We start from the raw sequence: 20,022 nt of genomic DNA on the forward strand, positions 1-20,022 counted from the left end.
TTCATTGTCCTCGTAACATCTTGTGAGCCGGTCTGAGGTTGTCCTGTGAGGCATCCTGTCCTAAGTCGTTGACCTGAACGATGGAGGTTGACGTGACAGAGACGGCAGCAAACAACGTATGCGTCATCATCGCGGCCAAGAACGCGGCGGATACGATCGAACTCGCAATTGCCTCCGCATTGCGGGAAACAGAAGTCGCCGAAGTGGTTGTCATCGATGACGGCTCATCGGACAGGACCGCGCAGGCGGCGCGAGACGCCGATGACGGCACGGGTCGGCTTGTCGTCGTTGAATTCGAAAAGAATCGCGGACCTGCCGGCGCGCGCAATCATGCAATCGAGATTTCCAGGTCTCCCCTCATCGCCATTCTTGATGCCGACGACTTCTTCTTTCCCGGTCGCTTCAAGCCGATGCTTCAGGCAGATGATTGGGATTTTGTCGCCGACAATATCGCCTTCGTTGAGGCCGAGACCGTGCCGAGCGCCCACACCAAGCTCGACCATTTCCATCCGCAGCCGCTTTTCCTTGATCTCGTCGCCTTCGTGGAGGGCAACATCACGCGCAAAGGTGTGCGGCGCGGCGAGATCGGCTTCCTGAAGCCGATCATGCGCCGATCCTTCCTCGATGCGCATGGCCTTCGCTACAACGAGAGCCTGAGGCTGGGCGAGGATTACGATCTCTACGTCCGGGCGCTCGCGAGAGGCGCGCGCTACAAGATCATACATAGCTGCGGTTATGGCGCCGTCGTCCGCGGAAACTCGCTGAGCGGCAGCCACAGGACCGAAGATCTGCGCCGGCTCTACGAAGCCGATCGCGCCATCCTTTCAAGCTCACCATTATCGCCGGAAGCCGCCGAAGCGATCCGTCGGCATGAGCGGCACATCCGGGGCCGCTACGAGCTGCGGCACTTCCTCGACCTCAAATCGAAATCCGGGCCGGGCGCGGCACTCGCCTATTCGCTGGCAAATCTCGGCGCCGTGCCGGCGATTGCCGGCGGCATCTTCCAGGACAAGACCGAACGCTTCCGCAAGAACGGAATGCCCGTGGCGACAGCAGGCCCCAAGGGGCTTCGCTATCTCCTACAGGCACCCGCCGAAGGCTGAGAGCCAGAGCGGGATGCCGAAAAGTGTATGCGGCTTTCGGTTCACATCCCGCTCTGACTTAGAGACGGTTACGGCGCGTCAGAAATAGTCGCGCCGGACCGTTCCGATGACATCGAGAAGCATCTGCTTGCGGCTTGCCAGCACCGAGTCGGCGCTGAGCTGCGGCTTTGCCTTGCTCGCCTGCCAGAGAGCGAGCGCTGAAGGAGCAGCGAGCGCCTGCTTCGCCATAGACCTCAACGAAGTCTGCTTCGGCTCGGCCACAAGCACGGCCTCGTCGAAGTGACGCTTGTTTGGATCATCTACAGGCGGATCCGTATGGTCGAAATCCATGCCCCAGAAGCGCGCGCCCTTGATGATCGCTTCCGCACGGGTGGAGACCGGAACGTGTTTCGGCGCATAGGTGACGCCGACGGTCCGCGCCCAGTCGTTCCATTTGAAGCTGTTGATCGAACGCGAAGTGCTGACCGCAATCCACGGCACGCGAAATGCATCGGCAAGGATGGCGCCGTGCATCGATTCAGCGACGATCAGTTCCGATTGCGCTATCTCGCGGATGACCGCCTTCGCTTCGCCGCGCGGATCGAGATAGGAAAGGCCGACAGTCTTGCAGATCTCCGGCCAGAGGCCGGCGACAGCAGATTCCCAATGGGGAATGAATGTGCGCCGGCCGTTCTTCGACAGGTTCTGGAATTCCGGCATGTCAGTGACCATCACTGCCGGATCGATGATGCCCTTTTCCGCGGGCAGACCGACCCTCTCCGCCGTGAGCGGCCCGCGCACGCAGCGTATGTCCCATTCGGCCGCGTTGCTCATATCGGGAAGCGCGCCGTAGCCGAAGCCGCTGCCGATCACGAGTTTGTGGATGCCTTCGGGAAGAAGCGCCTTGTTGAGAACAGTGCCGACGCCGACAAGCATGGTGTCCTGACGCACGTCGCGAAGGCCGGGGAGCAGAAAGTCCCAGAGCCAGAGATTGAGATCGTCACCGAAATTACCGTGATCGGATTCCCAGTAGAATGGCTTCATTCATGTCTCCATTGATTTTAAGGGAGGCAAGACGCGGCTTTTGCCGCGTCGGGATTGTGTTTGACCTTCGCCTGCATGTTGCAGGTGCGAAGGCTACCGGGAGAGTTTGCCCACGGCAAGTTGTACCGCGCTCTGCAGGATGCCTGGATCGCGCCATGCCCATTTTGCCAGCAGGCCGAACTGCGGCAGCCTGCGGTGTTTCACCTGCCGCATCTGGCTCCAGAGAGCCTGCCTGCGGGCGGTATCCTTGTAGGAGCGGATCGATGCCACATCGCCGGGCCGCCGGGAGAAGCGCGTCTCAAGTGTATCGAGTGCTATCCAGGTATTGAACTGCTGGCGCACGAATTGCGGAGAATCGTTATCGATGCTGTGAAAGATGTTGATCCCTTCACCGCGCAGGGCTCCTGCCTCATCGCAAAGAAGGACGCGCTTGGCCGCCATCATGCAATCGCAGAAGAATAGCACATCTTCCGCCGCCAACCGCAATTCGGCCTCGAACCTGATCTTCTCGAAGAGCGGCCTGCCGATCACCATGCAGGAAAGGTGCAGGAAGCTCCAGTTCTTCAGCATGACGCTGGCGATGTTTGGGATCTCCATCAACAGCGGCGCCTGCGACAGGCGGACGACCTCCTCGGACTTGGCAAGCTCGGCCATGCTGAAGTGATAGTAGAATTCCTCGCCGCCATGGATCGATGCCCAATAGCAGTCGCCGTCGAAGCTTGTCAGGCTATCCAGAGCGTTCTGCAGATGCTGCGGCGTCCAGACATCATCGGAATCGAGGAGCGCGACATACCGCGTATCCGCCGGCACATTGTCGAGCCCGGTATTGCGTGCGCCGCCCGGACCGGCGTTTTTCTGCTTGATCACGGTGATGCGCGCCCGCTCCTCGTTTGTCAGCGCAGCAAGATCCTGGTCGGGAGGTAAGGGAGATTCGTCATCGACGATGATAACATCGAAATCCTGGAAGGTTTGGCTGGATACGGATGTCAGTGCCCGCTGCAGTATGCCAGCCTGCTTTTGGTAGAAGGGGATGATAATTGTAAACGTCGCCATTTTTTCGCCCCTGCGTGTTTCAAGAAAGAGTTTGCAGTCTCCTAGATGAGGTCGCGGCCGTGCGCTTTCGGCAGTCTCAGTTGCTGGTCCTTTTCTGAGTTGAAGATGGACGACCCGATGCCGTCCCTCACCTAGCGTGAAATCGATTCCGAACAATGCCGGTTGGGAGATTTATCCTTGACCGGCACATTCGGGCTGAAATTTGTCATCGGATCGATTTTAGCCGCCGGATCGCCTGAGCGAAATCCCCGAGCCGGAAGCAACGTCATCGACACAACCAATCTGCCCAGGATGACACCCCGCTAATTCTTCCATGGGTTGCGTTTCTGCCACAATCTGTCCACTTTTGAGCATGCCGACCGCCGCGCCGCGCAAAAAATCTTCATCATCCCAAAAAAACTTGCGCACCTCAAAAGCTTCCGTAAGGACAGTTCCTGATCATATTCGATTATGCTTGAACGCATTGCCGCATAAGCATTTTCTCATACTTTCGGGCTATCGGCCGTCCGCATTTTGCAATTCCAATAATGATGCATATAGGCGTTCCGAATCGGGATTCGCACCATTTTTTGCTGCAGTGCCATATTTTCTTCCGCCAAAACGCCCTAGCTTAAGCGTGCGGGCTCAAGTCTGCTCTGGTTGAAACGGCTACTAAGGGAGGCGTAGCCCAATAGGGGTGACTGACATCGTGAACGTTGATGAAGACGTTTCGCCAAATTTATTTTTGACGCGTTTAGCGCCGGTCGATGGCACGGCGCCTATCAATTCTTCCTTCGTGCGGGCGGCAAGCTCGCGCGCCAAAGTAGTGCAACCAGAAGACGTCCCCCAGCTTCCAGTGTCGCCGACGGCGGCCATCGTTTCTCCCTTCAGCAAAGGTGACACATGACGACGACCCTCGCCCATGCGCTTAAACTTTGCCTAAGTTCGCTCGCCCTTTCGGGCGCCGTCCTGGCCCCCCTTGCAGCCACTGCGCAGGAAGATCAGGCCAATGGAACGTCATTCGTCGAGAACTTCGACAGGATCAACAACGGCTTCTGGTACGTCTCTGATGGCTGGAACAATGGTCCGCATCAGAATTGCACCTGGTCCAAGAAGCAGGTGGATGTGAAGGATGGAATCCTGGAGCTGCATTTCGCCGAAGGCAAGACCGGAGAGCGCAACTATGCCTGCGGCGAGATCCAGACGACCAAGCGTTACGGCTACGGCACCTATGAGGCGCGGATCAAGACCGCGACTGGTTCCGGCCTGAATTCCGCTTTCTTCAGCTATATCGGCCCAACCGACAAGAAGCCCCACGACGAGATCGATTTCGAAACGCTGGGCAAGAACCCGAACCAGGTGCAGGTCAACCAGTATATCGGCGGCAAGGGCGGCAACGAAAAGCTGGTTCCCGTTGCCGGCGGTGCGAACCAGGGCTTCAACGACTATGCCTTCGTATGGGAGAAGGACCGGCTGCGCTACTACCTGAACGGCAAGCTCGTACAGGAAGTCACGGACCCATCGAAAATACCGAGCCACGCACAAAAGATTTTCCTCAGCCTCTGGGGCACGGACACGCTGAGCGACTGGATGGGCAAGTTCGCCTACACAGAACCGACCATGATGCAAATCGATCGCATCGCCTTCACCGCGATGGGCGACAAATGCCAGTTCGCTGAATCCATAGCCTGCGCTTTAAATTGACGCCTTGCTTCGAACGCGGGGGAATCCCGCGCTCAAATGGAATTTGTTGACGCAATTTCATCGAGTTCACGCCCAGGCCCCGGCCTGTACGAAAACGGAAGCTTTGATGCTGCATGTACTTTATTTCGTCCACGATCTAGCCGACCCGGCAGTGCGCCGCCGGGTTCTGACGTTGCAAATGGGTGGTGCACGAGTGACGCTTGCCGGCTTTCGTCGTGATCAGAACGAGCTCGCTGCCGTCCAGGGCATCATGCCGATCGAGCTTGGCCGCACGCATGACGGCCGTTTCGGCCAGAGAATGAGCGCAATCGCGAAGTCGCTTTTTCGGCTGGGCGCAACGCTTGCATCCGTCGATCGGCCCGATGTAATCATTGCCCGCAATCTCGAAATGCTGGCGGTCGCAAACCGTGCTGCCTCCCAGTTCGGCGGCAATATCCCGATTGCCTATGAATGCCTCGACATTCACCGCCTGCTGCTGCGCAAGGATGCGGCCGGAGCAACGATCCGCGCGGTGGAGCGATATCTCGGCGCCAATGCGCGCCTGCTTCTGACAAGCTCGCCTGCATTCGTCGAGCATTACTTCCGTCGCCTGTCCGGCCTCGAACTGCCGACCATGCTGCTTGAAAACAAGGTCCTGGCACTTGGCGAAGACAGCGAAGGCGACATGCCTCGGAGCCGAGCGCCAGAAGCTGGCAAGCCCTGGAAAATCGGCTGGTTCGGCGCCCTGCGCTGCCGGAAATCGCTGGCAGTCCTTGCCGAATTTTCGCGGCGGATGGAAGGGCGTTTCGAGATTGTTCTGCGTGGCCGCCCGGCTCGTTCGGAATTCGACGATTTCGACGGCTTCGTTACCAACGAACCGTTCATGACCTTCCACGGCCCCTACAAAAACCCCGAGGAACTCGCGCAGATCTACAACGAGGTGCAGTTTTCCTGGGCGATCGATTTCTTCGAGGAAGGCCAGAATTCGAACTGGCTTTTGCCGAACCGGCTCTACGAAGGTTGTCTTTACGGCGCCGTGCCAATCGCCATGAGCGGCACCGAAACCGCGCGATTTCTCGCCACCCGCAAGATCGGCCTGCCGCTTGAGACAGCAACCGCGGATCATCTTGCAGAGGTTATGAGTGGCATGACCGAACAACGATATCTCGACCTATTTGCAGCTGTCGCAGCCCAGGATCGGAAGACCTGGACCACCGATCGCTCGGAATGTCTGGCGCTGGTGCAGCGCCTGAGTTCCCTCACCCCAGCAACCCGGCCCTTAATCCTCCCCGAGGCCGTCTCCCAACCGCATGGCAACAAAGGCGGACTGCTATGAAGACCGATGCTCGTTCAGACGTGCGCAGCTTGATCATCATTCCATGCCTCAACGAGGCAAAGCATATCGAGCCGCTGATTGCGAAGCTTGAAAAGGCCCTTCGCGACCTCGACGCGGAGATCGTCGTCGTCGATGGCGGAAGCACCGATGGGATGCGTGAGATCGTGCGGGAAATCGCTGCTGCCGATCCGCGGGTGATGCTGCTCGACAATCCGAAGCGGCTGCAGAGTGCCGCCGTCAATCTTGCGGTCAAGGAACTCGGCCAGGGCTACGACTATCTCATCCGTATCGACGCGCATGGCGACTATCCGCTGGATTACTGCCAGAACCTGGTTGAGGAAGCCCTCGAAACCGAGGCGGATTCCGTGGTCGTCGCCATGCATACGATGGGTTTCAGCCTGTTCCAGAAGGCGACCGCGGTCGCGCAGAACTCCAAGTTGGGGAATGGCGGCTCGAAACACCGGGAGGGCGCCAAGGGGCATTGGGCCAATCATGGCCACCATGCCCTGATGCGCGTCTCCGCCTTCGAAGCTGTGGGCGGCTATGACGAGACCTTCAGCCATAACGAAGACGCCGAGCTCGACTATCGCCTGAAGAAGGCCGGCTACGGCATCTGGCTGACCGACAAGACGGCGATGACCTATTATCCCCGTTCAAGCGTGAGCACGCTCTTCAAGCAGTATGTCGGATATGGCCGCGGCCGCGCGCGCAACATCCTCAAGCACCGCAGCATGCCGAGCATCCGCCAGATGCTGCCGCTTGCCGTCGTTCCGCTCTTCGTCGGTGCGTTTCTGGCGATCCTCAACTGGATTGCCGTGATCCCCGTCGGGCTCTGGGCATTTGCCTGCGTCGGCTACGGCTTCTGGATCGCGCTTGGACAGAGAAACCCTTACGGCCCGCTCGCCGCCGTGTCTGCGATGGTCATGCATTTTGCGTGGTCGGCAGGTTTCTGGCTTGAACTCCTGAACTTCCGCAACAGAAGGATCGCCTCGTGACGCAGTCGGCACAGACATCCGGCCGAAAGCCGATCAAGGTCGATATTGCCGTGTGCACCTATCGGCGCAGCGAGCTGGACCAGACCCTGCTATCGCTGGCGATGCTTTCGATCCCCATGGGCGTTGCCATCAGGATCATCGTGGCCGACAACGACGTGACGCCCAGCGCGCGCGAACGCGTGGAGGCAATGCGTTCGGCGATCCCGTTCGAGATCGTCTATGTCCATTGCCCGGCCTCGAATATTTCGATCGCCCGTAACGCATGTCTCGACAATGCCAGCGGCCACTTCGTCGCCTTCATCGATGACGATGAGACCGCGTCCGAGGACTGGCTTGCAGAACTGCTTGCCACCGCCGATGAAACAGGCGCCGACGCCGTGCTTGGCCCGGTGCGTGCAGTTTACCCGAATACGGCGCCCGGCTGGATGCGGAGCGGAGATTTTCATTCCACCAGACCTGTGTGGGTCGGCGGGCGCATCGTCACCGGCTATACCTGCAATGTGCTCCTGCGACGCAATGCACAGTCGCTGCTCGGGCGCAGGTTCAATCTGGCCCTTGGCCGCAGTGGCGGCGAAGACACCGAATTCTTCACGCACATGGAAAAGGCCGGCGGACGTATCGCCTTTGCCCGTGATGCCTGGGTTCTGGAGCCGGTGCCGGAAAAGCGCGCGCAACTGGTCTGGCTTGCCAAGCGCCGTTTCCGCTTCGGGCAGACACATGGCAGGCTTCTTCAGGAACAGTCATCGGCGCGAATGAAAGAGGTCGCGGTGGCTGCCTCCAAGGCCGCCTATTGTTTCGCCGCTGCCGGCGTCTGCGCCTTCATGCCCGTTCAGCGCTATCGCTATGGCCTGCGCGGCATCATGCATGCCGGCGTGGTCAGCGGGCTGATGGGCGTACGCGAAATCGAACAATACGGCACGCTGGAGACGACGGCGCAATGAGCGAATTCATACCCGACGTCAGCTTTATCATCGCTGCCTACAATGCCGAGGACACGCTGGAACGCGCCATCGACAGCGCCCTCGGCCAGGGCGGCGTCAGCATGGAAGTCATTGTCGTCGACGATTGCTCGACGGACGGAACGCGCTCGCTCGCCGAGGGCCATAGCGATCCGCGCGTGCGGGTGGTCGCCCTTCCCCGCAATGGCGGACCGAGTGCTGCCCGTAACGCGGGTCTCGACGTGGCGACCGGGCGGTGGGTTGCCGTGCTTGATTCCGATGACGCCATGCGGCCGGATCGACTGGCCCGTATGATCGCCAGAGCAGAAAAAGCGGAAGCGAAGATAGCGGTCGACAACCTCGACGTCGTCCGCGAGAACGCCGATGAATACTATACGATGTTTCCGGACGACAAGCTGGCCCGCCTGCCGGAAATGTCGCTCGCGGACTTCATCACCTCGAACGTGATCTTCCGTTCCGAGCATAATTTCGGATACATGAAGCCGATCTTCGAGCGCGCCTTCATCGAGAGCCATGGGCTACGTTTCGACGAAAATCTGAAGATCGGCGAGGATTACATCTTTCTCGCCTCGGCATTGGCCAATGGCGGCCGCTGCGTGATCGAGCCGATGGCCGGCTACATCTATTACATCCGCAAGGGCTCGATCTCCCGCGTGCTGGAAATCCATCATGTCGACGCGATGATCGAGGCGGACAAGCGTTTTCTTGGCTCGCACACGCTGGACGCAGAGGCTCTGGCCGCACAGCGGCGGCGCGCTCGAAGCCTTCGGGAGGCAAGGTCGTTTCTGAACCTTGTCCAGAGCATCAAGAGCAAATCCCCTGTCGGCGTGCTCAAGAACGCCTTCAGCAATCCCCGCGCGGTCAGGCATCTGAGCATGCCGATCGTCGCGCGCCTGAAACGTTTTGCGGCGTTTTTCCGGCGCAGAAACGAAGCCGCTGCCGCTTCCTCGGCAGCACTCCCCAGCATGGGCAGAGGCCCTCACTCTAACAAAGGATAGAGCCATGGACCGTACCAAAAAAGTCAGAAAAGCCGTCATCCCGGTCGCAGGCAACGGAACGCGTTTCCTGCCCGCCACGAAGGCGATGCCGAAGGAAATGCTGACGATCGTCGACCGCCCGGTCGTGCAATATGCTGTCGATGAGGCCATCGAGGCCGGCATCGAGCACATCGTCTTCGTGACGAGCCGCAACAAGTCGGCCATCGAAGACCATTTCGACGACACTCCGGAGCTGATCTCCAATCTTCACCGCGCCGGCAAGACCGTGCAGGTTTCCGAGCTGGAGCGTATTCTGCCGACGGCCGGCTCCATCAGCTTCACCCGCCAGCAATCTCCGCTTGGTCTAGGCCATGCCGTCTGGTGCGCGCGCGACCTGATCGGCAACGAGCCGTTTGCCCTGCTCCTGCCCGATATGGTCTGCTACGGCGCACGCGGCTGCATGACCGGCCTGATGGATCTGTACAGTGAAGTCGGCGGCAACATTGTTGCGGTCGAGGAATGCGACCCCGAAGAAACGTCGAAATACGGTATCGTCGGCAAGGGCGCACCCGTTTCCCATGGCTTTGCGGTCACCCAGATGGTCGAAAAGCCGCAGCCGTCGCAGGCGCCGTCGAATTTCTACCTCAATGGGCGCTATATTCTGCAGCCCGAGATCTTCGACATCCTGGCAAACCAGGAGCGCGGCGCCAGCAACGAGATCCAGTTGACCGACGGCATGTTGCGCCTGTCGCAGGCCCAAGCTTTCCATGCGCAGGCCTATGAAGGCCGGACGTTCGATTGCGGCTCGAAGCAGGGCTTCATCGAAGCCAATGTCGCCTTCGCCTTGGCACGGGCAGATATCGGCGACCTCGTCTACGACTCGATCAAGCACATGGTGTTGACACACGAGCCCCAAGTCAGGGCCGCGTAAAGCCATTCATGCCGGGGTCGGGTGATCGCAGCGATTGCCCGACCTTGGGATCTGATTCCGAAGATCAACCAAGACTTCTCCGGACAAGGCGGCAGTCATGAACCAGAAAAATTTCACCTTCCACACCGCCCTTCCAAAGGCGGAAGGATCGGATGCTTTCATCGACCTCGACAAGTTGATGGCGGTGCTGATCCGGCGCGCCCGGACGATCATCGCCGGTGTTGTCATCTTCGTGGTCCTTGCTGCCATCTATCTGCTGTTCGCCACATCGGTTTACACGTCGGCGACACAAATCCTGCTCGACGAAAACATGTCGAAATACGCGGAGGACCAGCCATCGCCCGCCGCCAGCGCCCAGCAGGCGGACATGGAAATATCGAGCGCGGTCGAAATCCTGAAGTCCAACGAAATGGCGCTTCGCGTGACCGATACCATCGGCCTTAGCGACAACGATACCATCCTCAACCCGCCGGCCTCGCCGATGGCGCTATTCAAATCGGGCATAAAGCTGATGACCAGCGCCTTTACTCCGGGCGGTCCGCCGGTATCGGAGGCTGATGCCCGCGAAGGTCGCCGCCAGAAGGCGGCCTCGGTTCTGCAGGATAATCTCGCGGTAGAGCGTGTTGCCCGAAGCTCGGTCATCTCAGTCTCCTTCCGTTCGACCGATCCGCAGCTTGCTGCGAAAATCACGCGCGCCTATTCCGACGCCTATCTGACGGACCAGCTGAACGCCAATTTCGATGCGACGGAACGTGCTTCCGTCTGGCTGCAGGAGCGACTGAACGATCTGCGCCAGCGCTCGCAGCAGGCCTCTCTCGAGGTTGAAAAATACAAGGCTGACAACGGCCTGACATCAACCGGCGGCGAGCTCATGTCCGAACAGCAGCTTGCCGATCTCAACAAGCAGCTGATCATCGCCCAAGCGGATACGGCCAGCGCCTCGGCCCGCTACAATCAATTCAAGAGCATTATCGATCAAGGCCCGGACAACGCCGTCAACAACGCGACGATCTCTTCCAGCCAGACCGACAATTCGGTCCTTCAGGACCTGAGGACCAAGTACCTCTCGGTTCAGAAGCGCGAGCAGGACGTGACCCAGAATTTCGGCGCGGATCACCCGCAGGCGGTTGCTCTAAGGGCGGAACGCCTGGACATCACGCGTCAGATCTATCAGGAACTGCAGCAGCTGACCGCGAGCTACAAGAACGAATACGACGTTGCACGTTCACGTGAATCCTCGCTGCACGACAACATCGACAAGGTCGTCGGCAAGAATTCCGAGGCCAACAAGTCGGTCGTTCATCTCAACGAGCTGAACCAGAAGGCGACTGCGCTGAAGACGCTCTATGAATCCTATCTTGGCAGGTTCGAAGAAGCGACGCAGCAGCGGTCCTTCCCGATCGCCAAGGCGCGCGTGATTTCCGAAGCAGGTGTCCCGACTGCGCCGTCGAGCCCGAAGAAGACGATGGTGCTTGCGCTTTCGGCCGTACTCGGCCTGATGGCAGGCGGCGCCTTTGCCGGCTTCCAGGAGTTCCGCGATCGGTTCTTCCGCGTGGAGGCCGACGTCAGGACCAATCTCAGCCTCAAATTCCTCGGCTATCTGCCGCTGCTCGGACGCCCGATCAATCGCAAGGCCGGCCTGTGGACGTGGAGGCGAAAGCCGACCGGCCCTGCCCTTGCAACCTCACCTGAGCCGGAAGGCGTGGCCTTCCAGCGGATCATGCGGATCGCCGTCGAGGCGCCGCGCTCGATCTTTGCCGAAACGCTCCGCAACGCAAAACTCGCCAGCGACGTCATGCTGCAGGGCCGCTCGGACCGGGTGATCGGCGTTGTCTCGACGCTGCCGGGCGAAGGCAAGTCGACCACGGCTGCGAACTTTGCGGCGCTGCTTGCCTCCAGCGGCAAGCGCACGCTGCTGATCGACGCCGACTTGCGCAATCCGGGTCTGACACGAATGCTGAAATCGCCGCCGCAGGTGGGTCTGGTCGAGGCAGCCCTCGGCGAAGTTCCTTGGGCGAGCGCCGTGAAGGTCGATCCGCACACGAAGCTTGCGATCCTTCCCGTCGTCTTGCGCGATCACCTGCTGCACACGAGCGAACTGCTCTCCTCTCCGGGCATGCTCTCCCTGATGGAGAACGCCCGCAAGATGTTCGATTACATCGTCGTCGACCTGGCGCCGCTTGCTCCTGTTATCGATGCCAAGGCATTCGCGCCGCAGATCGACGCCTTCATCTTCGTCGCCGAATGGGGTGGCACGCCGATCGGCATGGTCAAGGATCTCCTCGAGCAGGAGCCGCAGATCAACTCGAAGATTCTCGGCGTGATCCTCAACAAGACGGATATGTCCGAGCTGACCCGCTACAGCGATTTCGGCGGCACGGAACGCTATCGCCAGAAATATGTCAGCTACTACACCCATGAAACGCCGCCGCCCAAGACCGAAACCAAGGTCGATGCCTGACCGGAATCGACCGGCTGCGGCCGGAAAATCAGCGTGAATGAACGAAGGAATTGGGTGAGCCATTGGTATTGTTACGAGAAGAACGCGTGCCTCCGACGGACGACATCGTCTTCGAACATCTCAGTGAGAACCGCTCGCGGGCTGCTCTGCGAGGCGCGTTCTGGTCTGCATTGGACACGTTGATACCAACGGCCCTGAACAGCCTCGTCTTCATTGTCACCTCGCGCTATCTGCAGCCGCAGGATTTCGGCCTCGTGGCTCTGGCCTACAGCATCGTCAGCTTTGCCTCCGGTTTCGGCCCGACGGCTTTCGGCGAAGCGCTGATCCAGCAGCAAAGCATTCGCCGCAGCCATCTGGACACGGTGTTTTGGCTTTCCTTCGTCTCGGCAGCCTTGCTCTACGGCGTCCTGTTTCTCGGATCGTCTTTCCTGGCCCACGCTGTCGGCCATGCCGAAATAGCAGCCATCCTGATGATCCTGGCGCTCAGGATCTTCTTCGACATGATGAGTATCGTTCCCAATGCTCTCATCGGTCGGACGATGTCCTTTCATCTTGCGGCGGTTCGAACGGGAATTGCGACCTGCGTTTCAGCGGTCATCTGCCTTGCCCTGATCATGGCCGGTTTCGGCCTTTGGGCATTGGCGATCGCGCAGATTGCGGCACCGGCTGCCGGCTGCGTCGCGGCTTTCTGGGGCGCTCGCTGGCTGCCGGGTTTCCGCGTCAAATATTCAAGCCTTCGCGAGCTTCTGCACTATGGCGTGTTTGCGTCGGGCAATCGCTTTCTGCAGACCATGAACCTCGATCAGTTGATCATCGGTACGCTGGTCAGCCCGGCAGCGCTCGGCATCTACAATTTCTCCCGCCGCCTCTTCGAAATGATCAACAATGTCGTTGCCGGCGGCCTCACCTCCGTGTCCCACGCCCTGCTGTCTTCGCTGCAGAATGATCAGGCCAAGGTCAGGGAAGCGTTCCTGATGGCCACGTTCGGCTGCTCGCTCGTCTCGTTCCCCGCTTTCATGGGGCTGGCGGCCGTTGCCGACGACGCCATACCGCTGATCTTCGGGCAGCACTGGGTTTCGGCCATATGGCCCGTGAGATTCTTCTGCGTCATCGGGCTGATGAGCGGCATCGGCATCGTTCAGGCATCGCTGATCACCAGCCAGGGCAAATCCGATTGGTGGTTCTACTACCAGCTGGCGCGCAACATCGTGACGATTGCCACGGTGTTCCTGCTCTATCCCTATGGCGTCACGACGATCGTCATGGCGCTTATGATCGAAGTTCTCATGCTCTGGCCGGTGACCCTGTGGATGGTATCGCGGCTGATTTCGCTCAGTGTCGGCGAATATTTCGGGCAGTTCCTCAGGCCGACAGCGTCCTATCTGGGCATGCTCGTCGTCGTTCTCGGCCTCTCCACGCTCCTGTCCGATTGGCCGTCTGGCTGGCGGCTGGCTGCCGAGGTTCTGGCAGGCGCAATTGCCTATACGGGGCTGATTGCCTGCCTTTGCCGGGAGCGGGCTTTCTTCCTTGTGCAAACGGTTCTTGCGGGGCGGCGAAGACCAACGCCGCAATCAGCGTGACATGCCGGCAGCGAAGATTCCAGCATGGCCCAGACAGTGGCGAATTCGACAGAAGGCAAGTTCCAACCATTTGGAGAGACCGATATGGCTCTGGTTACGTTCATAATTCCGGTTCGGCATCAGGCGAACGCCAGCGACTGGGGCGCTCTGAAAGCACGGCTGTCGCAGACCATGGCCTCGATTGCCGGGCAGTCCAACGGAGACTGGCGCGGTATCGTCGTTGCAAACGAAGGGGCCGACCTGCCGCCGCTACCGCCGCAGTTTTCAGTCGAGCGCGTGACCTTTCCGCCGAACCAGTTGCATGACATGGCAAGTGCCGACCGCGAACTGGTCTACGACGCATTCCGTCTGGACAAAGGGCGCCGGGTTCTGAGCGGCATGCTTGCCGCGCGCAACTCGCGCTTCTTCATGATCGTGGACGACGACGATTTCGTCAGCTCGAATATAGTCGACTATGTATCCCGGAATTCCGATGCAAACGGCTGGAAGATAGACCTCGGTTTCCTCTGGAGCGAGGGGGCGAGCTTCCTTCTGCAGACCAACGAGTTCGCCAAGCTTTGCGGCACGTCCCTGATCGTGCGCTCGGATCTCTACCGCCTGCCGGAAACCTTCGCGGATGCCGAAGAGGACTTCATCAAATCCATGCTCGGCAGCCATGTCCGCATCGCCAACATCCTCGCAGAGGCGGGCACTCCGCTGCGTTCGCTGCCCTTCCGGGGCGCAATCTATCGTGTTGGCCACAGCGGTGCGCACAGCAAATCGTCGGATCTGCTCAGAACGCACTTTCTGAACAAATCGGTCATTCGCCACCCTCGCCGTCTGATCCGCGACCTGATGCGGGTTCACATGCTGGGAGATGGGCTTCGCCGAGAGTTCTTCGGCAAGCCGATCGACAGTGCCGCCGCCGCTCGCGCATCCCATCCCGTCGAGCAATTCAATCGCCAGCAGGAAATCGGCTGAGGATTTCTCAGCGCAGGCTCAAGGACGGAAGGGGATTTGCCCGATGAATGCCACCCTGGTCTCGGCGGAGCATGATCGGACGATGGTCGTTCGGGAACGAAGCCATCGCTATGCCGCCCTGGACGCGATGCGCGGCCTGGCAGCCTTCGCAGTCGTCATCTATCATCTCGACCGTCCCTATGCGCCTTCCGCCTATGTCGCGGTCGACTTCTTCTATGTTCTCAGCGGTTTCGTCATCGCCAGGGCCTATGGCGAGAAAATCCTCGATGGCATGACCGTCACGGCTTTCATGAAGGCGCGATATCGCCGTCTCTATCCGCTGTTTCTCCTCGGCAGCATATACGGACTCGGCCAGTTTCTATTCTTCTGGAAATCCAACAGCTTCGGCGTTGCAGACTTTATTGCCAACATTGCAACGACGCTTGCAATGTTGCCGTCCCCGACCTTCCTGACCAGACCGATCGACCAATTGCTTCCTTTATACCCGCTCAACGGCCCGGCCTGGTCGCTTTTCTGGGAACTGCTTGTCAATCTTCTCTTTGCAATGCTGCTGGTTCGCCTGAGAATGCGAGATCTCCTTGCGGTCGTCGCGTGTTCGCTCGGCTTGCTTGTTGCCTCGGTGTTTTTTCACAGATCGCTCGATCTTGGATGGGAATGGAAATCGGTGGACGGTGGCCTGTTCCGCGTCCTCTTCTCCTTCACCATGGGCATCGTGATCTACCGGATGCACGCCTCCACCAGGCCGCATCTCACCTATCTTGCATTTCTGCCCGTGGCATTCCTCTGCGCAATGCTGCTTGCGCCGACCCAGTCCCTAAAATTTGCGCTGGGCTTCTGTATCCTGCTGTCACCCTTGATCGTCATCGCAGGTGCGCGTCTCGAAGTGCCGAGAAAGTTTCAGCCGATCTGCATCTTCCTCGGCTATCTCTCCTATCCGATCTATGTGTGTCATCGCGGGTTTACGGAGATCTATGACCATTTCGCCGAGAGCTTTCGGCTGCCGCCGCCCCTGTACATATTCCTCTATCTCGCTTTCATAACCGCGGTCTCGTTTTTGTCGGCCCAGGTCGTCGCCTATCTGACGGAAATGAGGCGGCCGGCTCGGGCGGCCGTGGATAGCCGCTGAGACAGACATTGTGAAATCGGGCCTGACGGAATTCGACGTGGACAAGCGCTCCCGGCCAACGCCTGGTCCGCGATCAGCGGGCGGCTGATCAGCCACCCGAGACCATACCGCGATGGCGCGCACTTCCTCTTACTAAGTCGGATAACCCCATGCCGGCCGAGGGTCGGCGACCTTGCGCAAGATTGGGCGAGAGAGGCGAACTTGAAAGGGCGATCCGGTCTTTGGAAAGCAAATGTTCAATGTTGCCAGCAGATTGGTAAAGGCGACGCCGGCCGGTAACTGCGTCGGGTTGGTCTTTAGCCACCATCCGGTGCCGGCAGCCATCGGGACGGTATTGGCAAACGCTTCCGACGAGTGCTCATCGCGAAAGCGTTCTGCAGGACAGCCGTAGAGTTGCGGAGCTGAAACTGCGCCCTCGCCGTCGAAAGCTGCTTTATGAAAAGAGCGTGATAGACCCAGTCTCCCGCGGCAAGTACGCCATTTGTCGATACCTGAGGCAACCCAATATCGATTTCTCCGTATGCGGCGGCGTTGTTGTCTGTTGGCGTGATGTCCAGCAATTGACCGGAAAGACCGCTGCCGAGATCGACCTTCGAGCAAACTATCTTGCTGGCGTTTCTGCCGATGGAGACCACCAGATTGTCCGCAAGGCTGCCGGTGATCAGAGCGCTCGCTTTCGTGCCACCGGTGCCCGCGAGATTGCGGCACTCGGGCTCTGATCAAAGACCGACCCCGTTGAGATCGCGTTGCGCAGGATCGGCAGAAAAAAATCACGGCCGACCAGCAAGGCTCCCCGGGCAGACAGGTGGACCTTGTCCGACTGGAACAACGACGAATCTTGGACATTGCCGGGCGAAAGGACATTTTTCGCATCCAGTATTGCGAGAACGCCTTCGCGTCCGCTCTGAGCCTGGATCCAGCTGTTGACTGCCGCAAGTGTGTGGTAACGCGGATCGCCGGACGGCCAGTCGCCGCGCACATATAGGGTGGGCAGGATAACCCAAATCCCCTCACTCCGAGCGAGCCTGAGGCCCTTTTCCCGCGTTGTTGTGATATCGGCAAAGAAACCAGGACTGTTGCGACCGGCAATATCTCCCGTGCTGATCGTATTCGGACCGCCCTAAAGGATCGGGATACCCGGTCTTCGGGATATCACCGCCGGGAGCCGGGTGATGATGCCGCTTGCCTCCTCGTTGTTCCATTCCCAAAGCGCGCCGAATATCGATCACCATCTTCAATTCCATAGCGGGAATTCAGACGGGTCAGCATGAAGTGAAAAAGCTGGTTGTTTCGCAACGGAAATCAAGATGAATTCGGGCAGCGGATAACCAATAGCATAGGATTCACACCCAGCGTTGCAGAACGCGTCTTATCCTGATAGGAAGATGTGCTGTAATGTGGGGGTGTCGTGGTGGCAAAAATTACTTTTCAAAGGCCAGGGAGGCCCGAACACCCTATGGTGTTTGTGGGTATGATTTCAGCGTACATAATCTATTTTTCAGCTCGTGCGATTAGCCGTTGAACCTATTTTCGAGCTGACGTGGCGGAGTAGTTTGCCATCTCCCTTGGTTAGAACGGGCGCGGCGTTAATCTTATCTAATAAACCCTACCCGCATCGTTCAGTTGCCTCGGACGCAATCTATGGCAGCATGGGTCAATGACTGAATTTGCACTCCAATTGAATGGAATATGGAAGACCGACCTGAAATCACGGGTCGTGCGATCAGTCTATTACGATGAGAAATCTCATCTCCTGGCTGTCGAATTGCGTCACGGCAAAATTCGTCTGTATAGCGAAGCGCCGAAAGATATGGTTTTGGCTCTCGCCAATCATCGCGCTCCGGGGTTGTTCTACGAGTTGGCGCCGGAAGGCACTTTCGGTAAGCCACTTTCTCGCTTGCGGCCAAAGGGGGCTTCGTTTCTTCGCCGTATGAAACCCCTCCGCGGCCAGAGAGGAATCTTGGTTAGTGCGGCGGGGGTAAGCGGCTAGAGACCCATGGGGTTTGCCGCTGAAACTGCGGTTACGATTGCGTTGCCCCCAGCTTGCAGCGGGTGCAGGCCGTCGTTCGAATATCCGACGCCCCACCAATCGGAATTTGTGGTGCTCTGCGCCGGAATAGCGTGCTCAATGAAACCGTCGATATGGGATCCGAGGCCACCCGATCTGAGACTCGTATTGAACCGACCTCGGCGTCCGTCCTGCATCGCCGCCACCACGACCTGATTGGTATCGCTCGCCCGCGGCCCGGTGACCTTCGTGCTAGGCGTGATGGTCGATTGCCATATCCTGACACCGGGGACCGCTGTTCTCGTTTTGTCGTGAAATGTCGCCAGGTCAACAGTTAGAGTGATATCGCTCAAGGCGGGATTATTAAGGTCGTTCACACCCAGATCGCAATAGATGTCGGTGACGCCAACGGAAGCCATATAGGCCAGGCGTTTGGCGTAATTGCTCTTGTTCTGTGCCGCAGCGGCTCCTGCAAACCCTGTGTGGAGATATGACGCCGTACCTTTATCTACAATGTAGCCAGCGCAAATGCCGATGGCCGTCGAGATCCTTGGGTGGATATACCTACCAAGGCCCACAGAGATACTATCCCCATTAATGCCTATCAGACGATGGCGAATGGGTGCATCACCAACAATGCCGACAAAGGCCGCCGGCAGGTTGGCCGCTCCTGGGCCGATTGCCCCGGCAAGGGTCTTATCGGGTAGATCGACCCCTTCTTCCATCAACATGAAGCGGGCAGCATTCCGGAAGTACTCATTCGCGTAATAGAAGCCGCCGTTCGGAACCCTGCCATGGGCGATGATGTCGATGAAGCCGGCCGGGATCGTCACGCCAATCAATTTGACGGTGCGAACGTCGATATCGCCGGGGTTGACCGTGATCGTGCCGCAGTCGTGCAGAACGCCGTCAGAGCCCTTGATGGCACCGTGCAGAGTAAGCGTATTGTCGAGATCGCTCTCGGTGCCGCTATCGTAGCAAAAGCCCTGTGCGCTCAGCTCAGGATTCACAATCGGGATCGGCGACCAGATCCGGTGCGAGACGTTGTAGCTGTTGTTTGTCCCGTTAGATTTCCGGTTCTTTGAGGCTCCCATCCCACCACAGCCGATCATTCGGCGGACGGTGCCGCTATCCGAAACGGTGATCGCCATAGCAAGAGAGCGTCCCGCGCTCGTCGTCAGTGTCGCAGCGATGGTGCCGGCCGTAAGAGCGGACAAGCCAGCAATAAAATTCCTTCGAGTTCCGTCCAGCGCGAGCCTCCCATCGTTCGGTGAAACGGTGTCGATGGTCTCTCCCGTTGCAAGTCCGGTGATTGCACCGATTAGGCTAGCGGGCGGCCGGACCGAAAACAACCTCGCGGACGTTGTCCAAGGCCAACACCTACCCCGCCAGATAGCGGCTGCATCCCTAAGAAAGATCACGCTAGCCTCAGCAGATTGCCACGGCGCCAGTTGCGGTCGCTCCCGAGGAAAGAATCTGCAAGACTGCCAAGGGATAAGGCCTGCCTTCACAGGAACCGTCACCAGGCCGCCTTTGCCTGAGATGTTGACTGCGATGTTGGCATCGACGCCGGCGCAGATGCCGCGAGTGACGAAGGCCGGATGGTTGGCGTCGTCTGGCGCTATGGCAGCAGCGAAACATGCAGACCGACGTACTGAATTGCAGGGTCATCTCCTGATGGAACCAACAGGAATGTCTTGGCGGACAATGCCAATAAAACTCGCTTGCCTAGGCAGTGTGGACGGATTTGACCAAGATGAATGCGGCGGCGATGGAAACGATGGCAGCGAAATTTCGCTTCGTCTTCTCGCAGCGTAGTGCGACGCGCTTGAAGCGTTTGAGCTTGCC

17 protein-coding genes are annotated in these 20,022 nt (G+C 59.0%); 13 read left to right on the forward strand and 4 right to left on the reverse strand.

Features of this window, described 5'->3' with window-relative positions; translation table 11 throughout:
* The first annotated feature begins 92 nt into the window (after nucleotides 1-92).
* Nucleotides 93-1,103, forward strand: a complete 1,011-nt coding sequence (locus tag DTW90_RS28210; RefSeq protein WP_149342648.1) for a glycosyltransferase family 2 protein — start codon at nucleotides 93-95, stop codon at nucleotides 1,101-1,103.
* A 78-nt stretch (nucleotides 1,104-1,181) separates the two neighbouring features.
* Here the strand turns inward: DTW90_RS28210 and DTW90_RS28215 are convergent, their stop codons facing one another.
* From DTW90_RS28215 to DTW90_RS28225, 3 genes are all read right to left on the reverse strand, one after another.
* Nucleotides 1,182-2,126: a polysaccharide pyruvyl transferase family protein gene (locus DTW90_RS28215; RefSeq protein ID WP_149342650.1), complete on the reverse strand. Its 945-nt coding sequence runs from the start codon at nucleotides 2,124-2,126 to the stop codon at nucleotides 1,182-1,184.
* A gap of 93 nt (nucleotides 2,127-2,219) precedes the next feature.
* Nucleotides 2,220-3,179: a glycosyltransferase family 2 protein gene (locus DTW90_RS28220; protein WP_132528032.1), complete on the reverse strand. Its 960-nt coding sequence runs from the start codon at nucleotides 3,177-3,179 to the stop codon at nucleotides 2,220-2,222.
* Between the two features lie 219 nt (nucleotides 3,180-3,398).
* The gene (locus DTW90_RS28225) at nucleotides 3,399-3,587 is read right to left on the reverse strand and encodes a hypothetical protein (RefSeq protein WP_149342652.1); all 189 of its coding nucleotides are present in this window, start codon (nucleotides 3,585-3,587) and stop codon (nucleotides 3,399-3,401) included.
* 474 nt (nucleotides 3,588-4,061) lie between these two features.
* Here DTW90_RS28225 and DTW90_RS28230 point away from each other — a divergent pair, with 474 nt between their 5' ends.
* The 12 genes from DTW90_RS28230 to DTW90_RS28285 all read left to right on the forward strand — a co-directional run bounded on the left by DTW90_RS28230 (nucleotide 4,062) and on the right by DTW90_RS28285 (nucleotide 18,156).
* Nucleotides 4,062-4,862, forward strand: a complete 801-nt coding sequence (locus DTW90_RS28230) for a glycoside hydrolase family 16 protein (protein WP_132528035.1) — start codon at nucleotides 4,062-4,064, stop codon at nucleotides 4,860-4,862.
* A gap of 106 nt (nucleotides 4,863-4,968) precedes the next feature.
* Nucleotides 4,969-6,177 (forward strand): glycosyltransferase, encoded by a 1,209-nt coding sequence (locus DTW90_RS28235; protein WP_149342654.1) that lies wholly within the window; start codon nucleotides 4,969-4,971, stop codon nucleotides 6,175-6,177.
* Complete coding sequence (locus tag DTW90_RS28240; protein WP_149342655.1) at nucleotides 6,174-7,172, forward strand: glycosyltransferase family 2 protein; 999 nt, start codon at nucleotides 6,174-6,176, stop codon at nucleotides 7,170-7,172. The genes DTW90_RS28235 and DTW90_RS28240 overlap by 4 nt, the downstream gene beginning before the upstream one ends.
* On the forward strand, nucleotides 7,169-8,113 hold the full coding sequence (locus DTW90_RS28245; protein WP_149342657.1) for a glycosyltransferase family 2 protein: 945 nt from the start codon (nucleotides 7,169-7,171) through the stop codon (nucleotides 8,111-8,113). The genes DTW90_RS28240 and DTW90_RS28245 overlap by 4 nt, the downstream gene beginning before the upstream one ends.
* Nucleotides 8,110-9,129 carry a glycosyltransferase family 2 protein gene (locus tag DTW90_RS28250; protein ID WP_149342659.1) on the forward strand — a complete coding sequence of 340 codons (1,020 nt, stop codon included), beginning with the start codon at nucleotides 8,110-8,112 and terminating at the stop codon, nucleotides 9,127-9,129. The genes DTW90_RS28245 and DTW90_RS28250 overlap by 4 nt, the downstream gene beginning before the upstream one ends.
* Before the next feature lie 4 nt (nucleotides 9,130-9,133).
* Nucleotides 9,134-10,039, forward strand: coding sequence for a UTP--glucose-1-phosphate uridylyltransferase (locus DTW90_RS28255; RefSeq protein WP_149342661.1), 906 nt, complete (start codon nucleotides 9,134-9,136; stop codon nucleotides 10,037-10,039).
* 97 nt (nucleotides 10,040-10,136) lie between these two features.
* Nucleotides 10,137-12,500, forward strand: coding sequence for a polysaccharide biosynthesis tyrosine autokinase (locus tag DTW90_RS28260; RefSeq protein ID WP_149342663.1), 2,364 nt, complete (start codon nucleotides 10,137-10,139; stop codon nucleotides 12,498-12,500).
* An 86-nt stretch (nucleotides 12,501-12,586) separates the two neighbouring features.
* Entirely contained in the window at nucleotides 12,587-14,080 is a 1,494-nt protein-coding gene (locus tag DTW90_RS28265) for a lipopolysaccharide biosynthesis protein (protein WP_149342665.1), read from the forward strand.
* 84 nt (nucleotides 14,081-14,164) lie between these two features.
* Nucleotides 14,165-15,040, forward strand: coding sequence for a galactosyl transferase (locus tag DTW90_RS28270; RefSeq protein ID WP_246665082.1), 876 nt, complete (start codon nucleotides 14,165-14,167; stop codon nucleotides 15,038-15,040).
* Nucleotides 15,041-15,083: 43 nt separating this feature from the next.
* Nucleotides 15,084-16,166: an acyltransferase gene (locus DTW90_RS28275; RefSeq protein WP_246665083.1), complete on the forward strand. Its 1,083-nt coding sequence runs from the start codon at nucleotides 15,084-15,086 to the stop codon at nucleotides 16,164-16,166.
* Nucleotides 16,167-16,612: 446 nt separating this feature from the next.
* Nucleotides 16,613-16,885, forward strand: a complete 273-nt coding sequence (locus tag DTW90_RS28280) for a hypothetical protein (RefSeq protein WP_149342667.1) — start codon at nucleotides 16,613-16,615, stop codon at nucleotides 16,883-16,885.
* Nucleotides 16,886-17,823: 938 nt separating this feature from the next.
* A complete protein-coding gene (locus DTW90_RS28285) occupies nucleotides 17,824-18,156 on the forward strand; it encodes a KTSC domain-containing protein (protein WP_149342669.1) in 333 nt (110 codons plus the stop codon).
* On the opposite strand, the gene DTW90_RS28290 is transcribed toward DTW90_RS28285, so the two are convergent.
* Complete coding sequence (locus DTW90_RS28290) at nucleotides 18,153-19,325, reverse strand: SGNH/GDSL hydrolase family protein (protein WP_149342671.1); 1,173 nt, start codon at nucleotides 19,323-19,325, stop codon at nucleotides 18,153-18,155. The two genes, DTW90_RS28285 and DTW90_RS28290, sit on opposite strands and share 4 nt — an antisense overlap.
* Nucleotides 19,326-20,022 lie beyond the last annotated feature (697 nt).

Source organism: Neorhizobium sp. P12A, assembly GCF_008365395.1.
In the GTDB taxonomy this organism is placed as follows: domain Bacteria; phylum Pseudomonadota; class Alphaproteobacteria; order Rhizobiales; family Rhizobiaceae; genus Rhizobium.